Here is a 14344-nt window from a genome sequence, read left to right as displayed (position 1 = left end):
ATTAAGACTCAGTTAAGTTGCGGCTTTGCTGGTTGCGTTTAGCGACCGATTTAAGGATGAAGTAACCGACGACGGCGATTAGCATCGTGTTACCAGCAGCGATAATAGAAAGCTGAGTAAAGACTTTGGTAAAAGGTTCTGCGTAAAGAATCGTATCTAGGAAAGCAGAGCAACCGTAGCCTACGATATTGCCAAATAAAGCCAAAACGACAAACAGGGAGAAATCTTTGTGGTTGAATTCACCTTTAGCGAGTCGGTTTTGAGTCATTTTAGGGAAGAAGCCAAGTACAAGGCCGACAATGCCAGAACCTAGTACCCACGTGAGCCATACGCCCCATCCAGCGAATAAATCGGTAACCCAATGACCAATAAAACCAACCAAAAAACCGACCAGTGGACCAAATAGAACAGAGAATAGTGCCAATACGGCCATTGCTGGTTTTAGTGTGGTATTGGCGAATACGGGAATACCAAACATTGGTAATCCACCAATACCGTATAGTGCTGCGCCAATAGCGATCACAACGACGGTCTTAGCCGAAAGATTCATAGATAACCCTTTGTAAAAATTTTTAGAGAACTTGGTTCACAAACGCTTCTTTTGATTGAATTTTATTTGCCTGTGAAAATGAGGCGTAGATTATACCTTCTGTATGTAAGTTTGGAAAGATAACTATCTAGATGGCTAAAATACGACCGTCAAACTGAAAATACACTACGGTTGCGTCCGGACCGTTTAGCATTGTACAAGGCTGTGTCTGCGAGGTTAACTTGGTTTGAGAGCGAGCCACTTCGGTGCTCGGTAATACCAAAGCTTGCCGTCACTTGAATCTCTTTATGGTCTGGCGTTGTGAATCGATGTTGAGCTATTTTCTGACGTATGTCTTCTGCGAGGTGCGAAAGTTGATGTCGACTGACATTGGGTAGCAAAATCAAAAACTCTTCACCGCCGATACGTCCAACAACATCTGCACTACGTGCCGCTTTGGTGACAATAGAAGAGACGGTCTTGAGCACTTCATCACCAAAGTCATGCCCATAGGTGTCGTTCAATGTTTTAAAATGGTCAATATCGAGCATAATCGACGATAGCTTAAGGCGATCAAATTGTGCCTCCCCCCACTCGAAAATATGGCGTCGATTCGACAAACCGGTTAAGAAGTCGGTGTTAGACAACTGGTAGAATTGCTGCTTTCTTTTGCGTTGGTGATATAAAAGGCCAAAGCTGAGTATCAGAATTAATAGGGTTATCGCGGCAACCCAAAGTCGTGTTTGAGCTTGATTGTTTAAATCGCGGTTTTCTATCTCTAGACGTTTATTCTCGATTTCTGATTGTAGCTCTTTCACTTTTTGCTGAGTTTGAGATTTGTATCGGCCAATCGCTTGGGTACTGTATTTATCTAGCCAGTGAAAAGCTTGCTGATGGTCACCGACTGCCGCGTAAAGTGCCGCGACGTCTTTTTGTTTATCCAAGGCATAGGCAGGTAGTGAGCTACTGGGTTGCGTATAGTATTCTTTCGCTTTATCTAAGTGCGCTAATAAGCTTGGTATATCTTCGATAGCCTGACTGTAACTTGCTAAGACTAAATGGTAAGAGAGCTTGGCGTAGCCTGAATAGTCTAAATTTAGCTGAGTTAGCTGCCTAACTCGTAATGCGGCATCATCTAATGATTCAGAGTAGGTATAGAGAGAGATCAGACCGAGGAGATGATTCCTCTGCAAGTATTTAGTTTCTAACTTTTGCGCGAGTGCTAGACCTTGCTGGTAATTGATCGCTGCGGTAGTGAGTTTATCTTTGCTGAACTCTACTTTAGACCATTTATAGTAGGCATTGGCCAAGTTGTAGTGTGCAACCGCGATTTCTTGGAGGCTGTTATCTTGCGTCGCTTGTGCTAATACCTGCTCTTGAAAACGAATCGCATGCTCGTAGTCACCATTGAGGTAATACAAAATCCCGAGTTGGCTATGTAGATCGGCGACCATCTCAGTATCATCGCTGTCCGTAAGCAAAATGTAAGCGCGGTTGGCGAGCTTGAGTGCTTGGTACTGATTGCCTTGTAGGCTTTCCACGGCACTGTATTGCAAATAGACGTAACCTTGCTTCTCTTTATCCTTTAGACGCACACCATAACGTTCTGCTAAGCGATACCACTGCATTGCATGCTGATATTGCTGAGTCGCCTCATAGGCCCAAGCGGCGCGTATTGAGTAATCAAACAGCTCTTCCATTTGCTGGGAGTCAGAGGTTTCTGGCAGTGAATACTCTTCAATCCATGCTTTACTCCCAGTGTACTGACCTAGCAGGTTGTGACTTGATACGTAGAGGTGGGCATATTGAATTTGCTCGGCGCTATTTAACGACGCGTAATGAACGGATTGAATTAACTTCAATGCTTTCGTTGGTTCAGACTTAAGGAGTTCTTTAGCTTGCTCTAAGGTTGGGTGGGCAAAGAGGTAAGACGCAAAGAGTGTTGCGCTTAGCAATGCTAAGTAGGAGAGCTTATTCATCATGCCGTTAAGTCGCAAAAGCGAGAATTCTACACAAACGGTCGGCTGTCCAGTATTGTGTATTTTGTTTGTGTGAAATAGATCTCGGTTGGTAGGGGTAGGTAAAGGCACTTATCGCGCCTCTACCTATTTATTGAGCTTATTAGTGGTCTAGGTACAAGAAGTTTTGCCAACTCTTCATTCGAATGAGTACCTTACGCATTATGGAAACGTGAGTGAACTTGTCTGAATAAACCGCGACTTCCACAGCAGTCCCTAATGGTAGGTGATAGTCGGATAAGTCGTCGGTTATCTTTAACTTAACAAACACGCGACCACTGGTACGCAGTGCGTCAGTACCTAATAGTGCGCCACGAGCTTGGAATTGACTTTCACCGATGGCGGGCAGTATTTCTACCACTTCACCTTTGAATACTTTACCCGGCAACGCTCTAAACAAAAATTCTGCTTCAAATCCTGGTTTAAGGCGTTGGAGTGAGTTTTGTCTAAAGGCTGCAGCGTAAAAGACCTCTTCGGTATGCACAAAGGTCATCACTGGAGCGAGCGGTAGAGGAACTGCCATCACGCCAGGGCGTAGCGCAAGTTGAGTGGCAAAACCATCAGTAGGTGCTTTAACTATGGTTTGCTCAAGATTGAACTCAGCTTGGCGTAGCTCTTCTAATAGACGAGCGACCGTGGTGTTTTCACCGCCAATCTCTGAGTCTAAAGCGAGTTCTGCTTGCTCAACTTTAGCGCTTGCAACGTTAACGGAAGACTCTGCTGCTTTGTAGGCTTGACGTCGAGTATCAAGTTGTTGTGCCGTAAATGCGCCTTTGTCGTAACCGCGTTGGTAACGACTAAATTCACGCTTCGCTTTATCTCTCTCAGCAATCGCTTTGTTTTTTGCAGCAATCGCCTCTTGTAGTGAAGACTCTAAACCTAGCGCACCTTGACTTGCTTCTTTGATTTGTGCCTTTTTCTTCGCAACCTCCGCTTCGTAAGGAATCGGGTCAATTGTGAAAAGAACATCGCCTTCACGCAGAGGTTTATTTGCTTCAACGGGGACGTCAATCACGCGCCCCCTTACTCCAGATACAACTGGCGTGGTCGAATAAACCTGATTACCAATCTGAGTAAATGGGTGGTTATAGTTCATCAGTAAGATCAAAGTACCGATCAGAACAACGCCGCCAAGTACAGCTGTTGGAACCGTCCATTTGTTCAGCGGAATATTGAAGACTTTAAAAATTGTGATACACAGTGCGGCATACGTCAGAATGAGTAGTAAATCCATTATTGCTCCTCCTCATTACTTTTGCTGTACGTTTGCACCGATTGAGTCGGTTGCTGCTGTTTGAGATCACGTACTTCTTCTTGTAGCTTATTGACTTGATCGATTAGCGTATCAACGCGATGATGAATGTCATGCTGCTCTTCTTCGAGCTTTTGGAAGCCCCAACCGCGCTCCTTGCGCCATAAGGTGGCCCAAATCCAGAGAAATGGCCAGATAGCATGTAAGGTAAATAGGCTTACCCAGCCTGCGTAGTGAATAGCATCTTGATGTGGGTGCTCGCGCTCTTTGGCGATCTCGTAGGGAATATCGTGAATGACGATAATGCCATAGAAAATAACCAACGCGACGAAGACAAGCAGCCCTAGTGCGAAATAATCCAAGAACATATTAACAATCCTTGCTTAATGAGATGGAATTTATAAAGAGTACTGATTATCTACAACAAAGTATAGCAATAAAAACAACAAATTAGATGGGTGTCGGTAAAACCGGACTCGCAAGAATAGAACAATGAATTAGGGGGAAAGATGTCTTTTCAGGGAGAAATTGCAGCAGTAGGGGCGGCACTAGTTTGGGCTGTCGCAACGTGGATATATAGCCAATTTAGCCACCGTTTTAGTGCGCTTCAGCTCAATATAGTAAAAGGCGTCGTAGCGTCAGCTTTGATGATGTGTGTGATTCCTTTCTCTGTGGTTGATACCCCTGCTGTTTCGGCGGACCACTTTGCCATTCTTGCCGTATCCGGAATCATTGGCATCGCGATTGGTGACAGTGCCTATTTTGCGTCGTTAAAACGGATAGGGCCTAATAAAACATTGCTTCTAGAGTCCCTAGCACCACCACTTTCTGGTGTATTGGCCTTGCTAGCTTTGGGCAGTGTATTGCCAGTGCAGGGATGGCTCGGGGTAATTGTAACGACAGTGGCCGTTTCTCTTACGGTGTTTCACGCTGATGGCTCTCCGTTAGACTGGCGCGGGGTAGTATTTGGTCTTGTGGCAAGCGTATGCCAAGCCAGTGGTGTGGTGATTTCTCACTACGCGCTGGTGGCAGGCGACTTACCGCCATTACTGGGTGCATTGATTCGTCTATCGATGGGCGTGCTGTTTGTCATGGTGATGATCGGTTGGATAGAAAAAAAGCCGTATCATTCGATGAAAGAAAACCTCTTACAACTAGGGAAGAACGGTTTTGTTTGGCTATTAGCCGCGATTTTTGTTGGTACATTCTTGGCTCTGTGGCTTCAGCAAGTTGCTTTAAAATACGCGAACCCAGCGGTTGCCCAGAGTTTGATCGCCACAAGCCCGCTGTTTATGTTGATGATTTATGCGGCGAAAGGGGAACCCATTTCCAAGCGAGGGATGGTCGGGACGATTGTCGCTGTGGCAGGTATATCATTGTTCTTTATGAAGTAGGGGAGGAGCCCCCTACTATTCAGTGCAGACTTGGTTACGACCGTTGGCTTTTGCTCGATACAAAGCTTTGTCTGCTCGATAGAATGTACGTTGGGTATTTTCACCTTCGCGGTGTAGGGTAATGCCAATACTGACAGTAAGTCCGCGCTCACCAAGTATACTTTGCCAGCCAAACTTAAAGATTCGTTCTCGATAGTTTTCAGCGTGCATTTCTGCTTGCTCTAAGGTCGCTCTTTCTAAGATTACCAGAAACTCTTCGCCACCAAATCGTACGCATGAAGCACCTCTAAACTTGAAGTAGGCTGCGAGTTCATGTGAGACGTTTACAATCGCTTTATCACCAACTAAATGACTGAGTTCATCATTGATCGACTTGAAGTGGTCGATATCGACGACCATTAAGGAGAAAGGTACATCGTGCAGCAATAAATCCTTAAGTTTTACATCAAGCCAGCGTCGATTATGTAGACTAGTAAGTGGGTCGGTAAAGACATCTTGCTGAAGTTGGGCCACGGTATGCTTTTGACTTTCAGTGGTTTCTTTCAGCTCACGGTTTTCTTGTTCTGATAAGATCAGTTTGAGTTGCAGCTCGAAACGAGATAGACGCCTTAATTGGCTCGCACCAAGCTCACCAATTGGGATCTTTTTCATTAGGTCGCTTTCGATACGAAAAGCGCGCTTTTGATATTCGAGAGCACTCTGGTAGTCGTCTTTTTGCTCGCTAATACTGGCAAGTGAATTGGCGAGTTTCAGTGACAAAATAGGAGAGGCGTACTCTTTGATACGTTTGTGTGTCGACTCAAGTATCCAATTTGCCAGATGTGGTTTGTTTTGTTCACTCAAGCATGCGGCAAGTTCTAAACGAATCGAATTAGATAGCCATGCGGAATGGACATTACCATGCGAGTACTGAACATTACCCAGACATTGCATTGCAAGGTCGGTTTGACCATTTTGACGATAGAGCTTGGATTGGTAGAGAAGAATTTGCCCAGAGAGTACTTTGTCACTGACTAAAATACTGAGTTCTTCACACTCTTTAATGAGGTCCGTTGCAGCGGTAGTTCGATTGAGCTCAATGTAGCAAGCGAGCATGTACAGTTTGTAACGAAGTCTCAGCGATCGGCTACCGATAGCGTGATCAATGCTGTCTATTTTTTGGTAGTATCGAAGCGCTCGGTTATGGTCGCCATACGCATCGCATAAATTACCCATCCCTAGCACAGCGATAACATATTCATCGATAAACCCATTGTCGACGGCGATGGTCGACGCACTGATGTATTCATTGAGTGCACCATGGTAATCACCGCTCTCAATAAGTTTATCAGCCAACCCATTGCGTACCTCTAATACGAGTTCAGCATCATGTGGTAGAGATAAGTGTGACAGAGCTTCTTTTAGTTCATCAATACTCGTTTGATACTGCTTGAGCTCAAAACGAAACTCTGCACTGATAATTAAGCACTGAGCTTTCTCTTGCCCTGTGGTTGCGATGTGTTGACGAACGTGATTCCAGAAAATCAGCGCTTCTTCGCCACTAACGGAAGATGCATCTAAGCCGGAATCAGAAATCTTATTTAGTATCGTTTCCATGCAGCTCTTCCTGTTCCTGGCTTTCTTCAAGTTGTTCTAGTGTGAATGGGAAAGACAGAATGTCTTGATAAATGACTTTAGGCAGCGAGCATTCTAGTCCTTTACGCTGCCAAGGGTATATTTCAATCATCTTGGCTAATACCTGAAATACGCTGAGAGCCGCTTCCCCTTTGTCTGCGAGTAATAGTCCCAATCGATCGCTGCTGATGCGTGACAGCATATCTTGTTTGTTACAGATAGAGTGAGCGAGTTCTGCGCAAACATCTAGGTAGCGCGAGTCAGAGTGCTGAATAATGATCACAGAATGGTTCGAACGTTTGAGCTCTGTCTTAAATAAGATCAGTTGTTCCCACCAATAGGTTTCAGACACCATTTGGGTCATCTGTTTTTCTGGATCGAACTCATGCTGGCCACGAATTCGGTTGATCAGTTTCCTAGCGCGTTGTTCTAGCTGTCTTTTCGAGGCTCTCGCTTTATCGTTACTCACTCTAGCCGTTTGCTCACGAAGCATGGTGGTTGAATGCTTTCTATATTTTTGGAATGCTTCAAGGGCAAGCTTAAAGTTGCCAGACTCTTCCGCTACGCGTGACTGCTGAAAACAAATTTGCGAGAGAAGTTCGCCATTATCAAAGGCAACGGCTGACTGCTCTGCTTGAATCAGCAGGTCAGCGGCTTCGTTGGGGCGCTTTCTGAGCAGTTCAACTCGAGCACGACTGATGAATGAGTGTGTTTTCATCCAAACTAGATTGTGTTGGATGGCTAATTCATGCGCTTTATTGGTCGCTTCTTCAGCATCTTCAATACGTTCAAGCCCAAGCAGAGCTAAGCCTCTAAAATCCCATACTTCAGCCAGCCAAGTGTTGTCATGATGGTTCTTTAAGGCTTCTGTAGCACCGTCTAAGACTGAAAGCATCTCAACGAAGTTATTGAGTAGGTAGTGATCCCAAGCAAGCAAAATTCGCGCTTTGCCTTCTAACCACTGGATACGGGCATTATTCGCGACTTTGACGGCGAGCTCATGAGTCGATTTAGCGAGTTGATATTCGTGAGTGATTCGCCATACGTTCCCAAGGCCAATTAATGCTTCCAATTGCACTTCGACTTCATCAACCAGAGCTGATTGTTCTAAAGCATTGATCCAATATTGCTGAGCGGAGTAGTACTTTGCTTGACCCCAGTAATGTAGGGCATGAATATGAAGAATTTCTGGAAGAAGATCATCAGTATCTAAGGCACTTAGTTTACTGTGTGCCTCTTTGATGTATTTTAGGCCTTTTCGGTAATCCATACTGCACCATGCACAACGAGACATGATGATCAGGGACTGAATCTCACCTTCAGGGTAGAGGATTTGCGCAGAGCGCGCGGCGCACTGTTCAGCTATTGCCCAGACCTTTTCGGGCTCGGATTCTATCTTATCCTTAAGCTGTTCAATTTCGACTTCTAGAAGTCGCTGGCTTTTATCCAATGAATCAATCCTTTACCGCGTAGAGTTCATCTTACATTATGGCATTATATGAATAGAGTGCAGATGAACACTATAAAAAGTAATAAAACGGCAGCCGTTTAAAGGCCCCCGTCACATTACTAACCGTTATGACAGTAACTCGCGTAAGGTTAAAGGTGATTGGGTCAACTCTAAGGCTTGAGCGGCTGTCTTTCCATTCTTATCTTGGTAGCACAAATTATGCCAAGCTCTAAAAATATCGAGCATTGGCAGTAAGCCGCCCGGACGAAGTTTACGCCTAGGCTCGTTGATAAAGCTTTCAAATAGGGTTTGAAAACGATGTTGATAAAACTCCGTACGGCGGATTGAAGCGTTGCGTAGCCAATGTTTCGGTTGATTTTTATCACCGGCTAAATAACAGATCCCCTTTGATGCATTAATGCCAGAGGTGATGGCCCAACGGTCACGCCACCAACCCATGTGGACAATGTCAATTTTGTCGATACTAGACTCAGGATTCCACCCTTGATCTTCCTCAACATACATTAGGTCGATATTTTGACGCTGAATACGAGGCAGGCAGATGCTTAATGCGGCAGAGCGTAACACAGGATCCTGAGGTAAATAGATAGAAACTCGACGCTCTTCTTGGCACAGGTCAAGCACATGCAGGAAATGCGCATATGAGGTGTATGGCGGTCGAACAAGCGCGCCTTTAGTTGGGTAGTTAAAGACGGTTAGGTTACCCATTGGGTCTTCAACGTTCCCCCTTGCGAGAATGGTTTGATATTGTTGGTCAATACGCTCGCGTAGTACTGGAGAAGGGGGCGGCGCAGGCATATTCGCTTCAGAAGAGTGTTCCCGAGAAACAAATCTTGACGGGTACTTGTACGGGTCATGATCAACTTCGCCTATAGGTTCTTCATTGGCTGCGTAGTTTACGTGTTGACACAAGATGTACCCACTATGCGCTTCACCTGTCGCAATCCAAAGAACGCCGTTGTTACTTTTGGGCTGCAAAGAGACATAGTGCGAGGCGAGTTCATAGCTTGCGGCATGATTTACCCAGCGAGCATCAAACATGGCCAGTTTTCGTCGACATCGACTGGCGATATGGTCAACGTGATCGTAAAACGTCTTTGGGTTGATTTCTAGCTTTCGGCAGATTTCGCGGACCGAATAGCCCATAAAAAGCAAGCCAAGGAGGTTTTCTTGAAATTGGAGTTTCTTATTGGCACCTGACCATTTATCTACGAAGGTAGACTGGCAACATTTACAACGATAACGTTGGCGATCGCCACTATAGCCAAAAGCATGATAGAGATGTTTGTGGGTATGGACGGATAGACCAAAATTACTGCAGTCGTCATTGCGGCAGGCAGGTAGGCCATCACTATGGAGATGTCTCAATCGATGAAGTTCATTAAGAACTTCTTGATTGTTAAGTAAGGGGGGGAAAGCACCACACTCCCGACATACCATCGCAGGTCGCTTAGGGTTCGCATGCTGCACAACGTAACGATGTGCGTCACTCAATCCAAAGTTGTCACACGCCAATGTTTTACAAAAGTTGAGCTGTAAACCGTCTGCTTCCTGTGGCAGTTTGCCAGTAGTCACTATCTCCCCCTCGGGATTATTCGTGCCACCAAGCTAGGCTTAGTGGCAAAGTGAATAAATTAAATGTTAATTGCAGTTTCTAGAGCGACTTTCATCATGTCGTTGAATGACTTCTGACGCTCTTCTGAACTTAGTTTCTCACCACGGATGATGTGGTCAGATACTGTTAGAATTGTTAGTGCTTTTGCACCTAAGTCTGCAGCAACGCCGTAGATACCAGCCGCTTCCATATCAACACCTAGGATGCCTAGTTTTTCCATCTTCTCGAAGAGGTCTGCTTCAGGAGTGTAGAAAAGGTCTGCAGAGAATACGTTACCAACTTTTACTGGTACTTCTTGAGAGCGAGCTTGGTTTACCGCTTCTTCTAGTAGGCCGTAATCAGCGATTGCTGCGAAGTCGTGGTTATTGAAACGGATACGGTTAACTTTAGAGTCAGTTGAAGCGCCCATACCGATAACAACGTCCATCAGTTTAACGTCGTCACGTACTGCACCACAGCTACCTACACGAATCACGTTCTTCACACCGTACTCAGCGATTAGCTCGTGTACGTAGATACAACATGATGGAATACCCATACCGTGGCCCATTACAGACACTTTTTTACCTTTGTAAGTACCTGTGTAGCCGAACATGTTGCGAACGTCACATACCTGCTTTACATCATCAAGGAAAGTTTCCGCGATGTATTTAGCACGTAGTGGGTCACCTGGCATTAGAACTGTTTCAGCGAAATCACCTGGTTGTGCATTAATGTGTGGGGTTGCCATAGTTTTTACTCCGGTTTTATTAGTCAATCATTTCTGATTACTAAATATGTTGATTCTCAAAAATCTGTTGAGGCAATACTAGCCTTATATAGCGGTGCTCCATGAGAAGTATGTCACAAAAGAGCAGTATTGAAAGCGGTTGTTGTTGGTTAATAACTAAATCTGTTGAAAGTGAAAGGGCAATCGATTTGCATAAACGTTTGCTTTTTGAAGTGAACCAAAACAGTTCGATCTACGTAACTAGAAATCAAGCAAATTGAAAAATTGTGGCCGGACAAACGGCAAATTTTAGAGCTTTTGAATGGCATGCGAAGAGCAGTAAAGGTTGTGATATGCAAAATGTGATTAAAGTGGGCATCAGTGCTTGTGTATTGGGTGAGAAAGTTAGGTTCGATGCGGGACACAAAGTCAGCAAGTTCGTCACCAAAGAGCTCGCTCCTTATTTTGACTTTGTACCTGTTTGCCCAGAAGTGGGAGCGGGAATGCCAGTACCCAGACCAACGATTCGCCTTATTTCTAACGAAGAGAGAGTCACGCTGGTCGAAACCAAAGATCCAACTCAAGATCATACAGTTCAGATGGAGAGCTACTGCGAAAAGAAAGTGGAGCAGTTAGAGGGCGAGCAGCTCAGAGGCTACATCGTTTGTGCTAAATCGCCAACTTGCGGTATGGAGCGCGTTAAGGTGTACAAAAAACGGGGTGCCGAAAACGATGGAGTAGGGATATTCACTAAGCAGTTGATGAAGTCAATGCCATGGTTGCCTGTTGAAGAAGACGGTCGATTAAACGATCCAGTATTGAAAGAAAACTTTATTACCCGTGTTTATACACTTGATGATTTTTATAACTCAATGGGTAAAGAAGTGACCCGAGGTAAGATCGTCGCGTTTCACTCGCGTTATAAGCTCACTTTAATGGCTCATCACCCCGCTTCCTATAAGCAGCTAGGCAACTTAGTGGCACATATTAAAGATTATGATGTTAACGAGTTTTTCCAACTTTACAGAGAGGGGTTAATGACAGCGATGACGAATCGGGCAAGCCGTAAGAACAACACCAATGTGTTAATGCATCTTCAGGGTTACTTTAAACGTAACCTAGATAAACCTCAGAAGCAGGAATTGAGACGAGTTATCGATGAGTATCGCGTGGGGTTGTTACCGTTGCTCGCTCCTTTAACTCTCATCAAGCACTATTTGTCTGCCCACCCAGATGAATACCTCCTGCTGCAAGCCTATCTGGAACCTTACCCACAAGAGATGCGATTAAGGTATAGCTTGTGAAAATTGTTTGGCTACGTAGGGATCTAAGGGTCGATGACAACACGGCACTGGTTGAGGCTGTTATGTCTGGTGGCAGTGTTGCGGCTGTTTATATAGCTACTCCCAAAACTTGGCAGCGTCACAATATGGCACCAATCCAAGCTGATCTTATTTTTCGACGCTTGTTAGTGTTGAAGCAAGAACTGTCTGCTAAAAACATCCCCTTATATTACGCTGAGGTCCCGACTTACCGGGATGCAGCACAATTATTGGCAGATGTGGCACAACAATCTGATGCAGGTTCGGTCTATTTCAATCATCAATATGAAGTGGATGAAATTCAGCGCGACCGACACTTAGTCAATCAATTGCTAGACACAAATATTGAGTGTGTTGGATTTGATGATAAGTGCGTGCTGTCTCCGGGCAGTGTTGTTAATAAGCAGCGGGAGTACTATAAAGTTTTCACTCCATTTAAACGTGCCTATTGTCAGCGTCTTTATCAAACACCGATTTCAGTAAAAAGAGTCATTGAAGTTGGAAGTGTTGCTGAGTTATCCAGTGAAAAGGTAACGCACTTCCACCCCAAGGTAGAGTTCAGTTACCCAAGAGTGACCAGTGAACGATACTTTGTAGATACCAAGAACATTATTCAAAAGCTGCGAGATTTTGAGTCTGAGAAAGTCGACGCTTATGCGTTACAACGAGATTTTCCTGAAATGGAAGGGACTAGCCAACTCTCTCCTTATTTAGCCATTGGTGCTTTGTCGGTGCGGCAATGTCTGATAAGGTTACTATGTAACAATCCCCCTCCTATAGCTGGAGGAAGAGAAGTTTGGTTGAGTGAGCTTGTATGGCGAGAGTTCTATCAGCATCTTATTTACTTTGAACCAAAATTATCCAAAGGTCATAGCTTTACGTCTTGGGGTGATAATTTAGTTTGGCGTAACAATCCAGCAGAGATAGAAGCTTGGAAACTGGGCAGGACCGGGTATCCCATTGTGGATGCCGCTATGGCACAGCTTAATCGTACTGGTTGGATGCACAATCGCCTGCGGATGATTGTCGCTAGCTTTTTAGTTAAAGATTTACACGTTGACTGGCGTATTGGTGAAGAGTACTTCATGTCTAAGCTGATTGATGGTGATTACGCTGCTAACAATGGCGGTTGGCAGTGGTGCGCATCAACCGGATGTGATGGGCAGCCCTATTTCAGAGTCTTTAATCCAACGACTCAGGGTGAGAAATTTGACTCGGAAGCAAGCTTTATCCGTAGTTGGCTTCCTGAGCTTGAAGAAGTTCCTGACAGATATATACATAAGCCTTGGTGTTGGCCGAACGCTAAATCATTGTCATATCCAACGCCAATAGTTGATCACAAGGCCGAAAGAGAGATAACCTTAGCACTTTATAAAGATGCTAAGGAAAATATGGATGGTGCGTAAACTTGTCGCGCTTCTCGCCTGCTTAAGTTCGTCAGCTTTTGCTGCTACTTATGAATTACCAACTGAAGGAAGCAGTATTGTTGGCCGAACTCAATATCACCAAGTGCAAGAAGGCGATACCTTAGCGAATATTGCTAAGCAGTATGATGTCGGATTCTTGTCATTAATGGCGGCGAATAAAGGTGTTGATCCATTTTTGCCTCAAGTTGATTATGTGCTTACCATTCCGACTCAGATCATTCTTCCTAAGGTCGAACGAGAGGGGATTGTGATTAACCTAGCTGAGCTCAGACTTTATTATTTTGAACCTGAAATCAACAAGGTACATATTTTCCCTGTAGGCATTGGCCGTGTTGGCCGTGACACGCCTGAAATGAAGACAACCATCAGTCAAAAACGTCCAAACCCAACCTGGACGCCTCCAACTTCTATCCGTAAAGAGTATGCAGCAAAAGGTATTGAACTGCCTGCTGTTGTTCCAGCGGGGCCTGAAAACCCTCTCGGTGAGTACGCATTACGACTCTCTTATGGAGCAGGGGATTACCTAATCCATGGTACAAACAAGGACTTCGGTATTGGTCTTCGCGTTAGTTCTGGGTGTATTCGAATGGATCCTAAGGATATTGAGTGGTTGTTCCCTCAGGTGAAACTAGGGGAAAAGGTCCGAGTGATTAATGAGCCGATAAAAGTCGCTCTAGAACCTGACCGCAGCGTATTTTTGGAGGCCCATGAGCCATTGACTCGCAGTGATGGTATTAAGCAGCAATTAGTTGTGCCTCAGGAGCTAACTTGGTGGCTAGAAGAGTTTGATCACTCTGACGTTAAAGTTCGAGCGGCTATTTTGGCCCAGAACGGAGTCCCAATTGAGGTGGTGGCACCTAACTTTATCAACTAAATTAAAATAAAAAAAAAGGGGCCAATCGGCCCCTTTTTTTAAGAAACTTAACGCTATTACTTAGTGTAATGCGTAGCCCTTTCGTGAACCTAGTGATATCAAGGCTTCTCTATCTATAT

General features: G+C 44.8%; 12 protein-coding genes. 4 read left to right on the top strand and 8 right to left on the bottom strand.

Features of this window, described 5'->3' with window-relative positions; genetic code table 11:
• Position 1: 1 nt before the first annotated feature.
• The 4 genes from VIA_RS07940 to VIA_RS07925 all read right to left on the bottom strand — a co-directional run bounded on the left by VIA_RS07940 (position 2) and on the right by VIA_RS07925 (position 4167).
• Positions 2–550 carry an ECF-type riboflavin transporter substrate-binding protein gene (locus VIA_RS07940; RefSeq protein ID WP_004412289.1) on the bottom strand — a complete coding sequence of 183 codons (549 nt, stop codon included), beginning with the start codon at positions 548–550 and terminating at the stop codon, positions 2–4.
• Positions 551–699: 149 nt separating this feature from the next.
• Positions 700–2511 carry a tetratricopeptide repeat-containing diguanylate cyclase gene (locus tag VIA_RS07935; protein ID WP_138977027.1) on the bottom strand — a complete coding sequence of 604 codons (1812 nt, stop codon included), beginning with the start codon at positions 2509–2511 and terminating at the stop codon, positions 700–702.
• Positions 2512–2650: 139 nt separating this feature from the next.
• The gene (locus tag VIA_RS07930) at positions 2651–3781 is read right to left on the bottom strand and encodes an HlyD family secretion protein (protein WP_004412287.1); all 1131 of its coding nucleotides are present in this window, start codon (positions 3779–3781) and stop codon (positions 2651–2653) included.
• Positions 3781–4167, bottom strand: coding sequence for a DUF3302 domain-containing protein (locus VIA_RS07925; protein ID WP_004412285.1), 387 nt, complete (start codon positions 4165–4167; stop codon positions 3781–3783). Before VIA_RS07925 ends, VIA_RS07930 begins: the two co-directional genes overlap by 1 nt.
• A gap of 141 nt (positions 4168–4308) precedes the next feature.
• Here VIA_RS07925 and VIA_RS07920 point away from each other — a divergent pair, with 141 nt between their 5' ends.
• Positions 4309–5193, top strand: coding sequence for a DMT family transporter (locus tag VIA_RS07920; RefSeq protein WP_004412283.1), 885 nt, complete (start codon positions 4309–4311; stop codon positions 5191–5193).
• 15 nt (positions 5194–5208) lie between these two features.
• Here VIA_RS07920 and VIA_RS07915 read toward each other — a convergent pair whose 3' ends face one another.
• The 4 genes from VIA_RS07915 to deoD all read right to left on the bottom strand — a co-directional run bounded on the left by VIA_RS07915 (position 5209) and on the right by deoD (position 10623).
• On the bottom strand, positions 5209–6789 hold the full coding sequence (locus VIA_RS07915; protein ID WP_004412282.1) for a GGDEF domain-containing protein: 1581 nt from the start codon (positions 6787–6789) through the stop codon (positions 5209–5211).
• Positions 6770–8257 (bottom strand): hypothetical protein, encoded by a 1488-nt coding sequence (locus tag VIA_RS07910; RefSeq protein WP_004412281.1) that lies wholly within the window; start codon positions 8255–8257, stop codon positions 6770–6772. Before VIA_RS07910 ends, VIA_RS07915 begins: the two co-directional genes overlap by 20 nt.
• A 126-nt stretch (positions 8258–8383) precedes the next feature.
• Complete coding sequence (locus VIA_RS07905; RefSeq protein ID WP_004412280.1) at positions 8384–9853, bottom strand: hypothetical protein; 1470 nt, start codon at positions 9851–9853, stop codon at positions 8384–8386.
• Between the two features lie 59 nt (positions 9854–9912).
• Positions 9913–10623 (bottom strand): purine-nucleoside phosphorylase, encoded by a 711-nt coding sequence (deoD, locus tag VIA_RS07900; RefSeq protein ID WP_004412279.1) that lies wholly within the window; start codon positions 10621–10623, stop codon positions 9913–9915.
• A gap of 332 nt (positions 10624–10955) precedes the next feature.
• On the opposite strand from deoD, the gene VIA_RS07895 reads away from it, so the two are divergent.
• From VIA_RS07895 to VIA_RS07885, 3 genes are read left to right on the top strand one after another with little or no spacing between them, the layout of a single operon-like run.
• A complete protein-coding gene (locus tag VIA_RS07895) occupies positions 10956–11906 on the top strand; it encodes a YbgA family protein (protein ID WP_004412277.1) in 951 nt (316 codons plus the stop codon).
• Entirely contained in the window at positions 11903–13330 is a 1428-nt protein-coding gene (gene phrB, locus VIA_RS07890; protein WP_004412276.1) for a deoxyribodipyrimidine photo-lyase, read from the top strand. Before VIA_RS07895 ends, phrB begins: the two co-directional genes overlap by 4 nt.
• Positions 13320–14225 (top strand): L,D-transpeptidase family protein, encoded by a 906-nt coding sequence (locus VIA_RS07885; RefSeq protein WP_004412275.1) that lies wholly within the window; start codon positions 13320–13322, stop codon positions 14223–14225. Before phrB ends, VIA_RS07885 begins: the two co-directional genes overlap by 11 nt.
• The last annotated feature ends 119 nt before the right edge of the window (positions 14226–14344 follow it).

Source organism: Vibrio orientalis CIP 102891 = ATCC 33934, assembly GCF_000176235.1.
GTDB lineage: Bacteria > Pseudomonadota > Gammaproteobacteria > Enterobacterales > Vibrionaceae > Vibrio > Vibrio orientalis.
The sequence above is the reverse complement of the archived record's forward strand: the minus strand, read 5'-3'. Positions and strand labels throughout refer to the sequence as shown.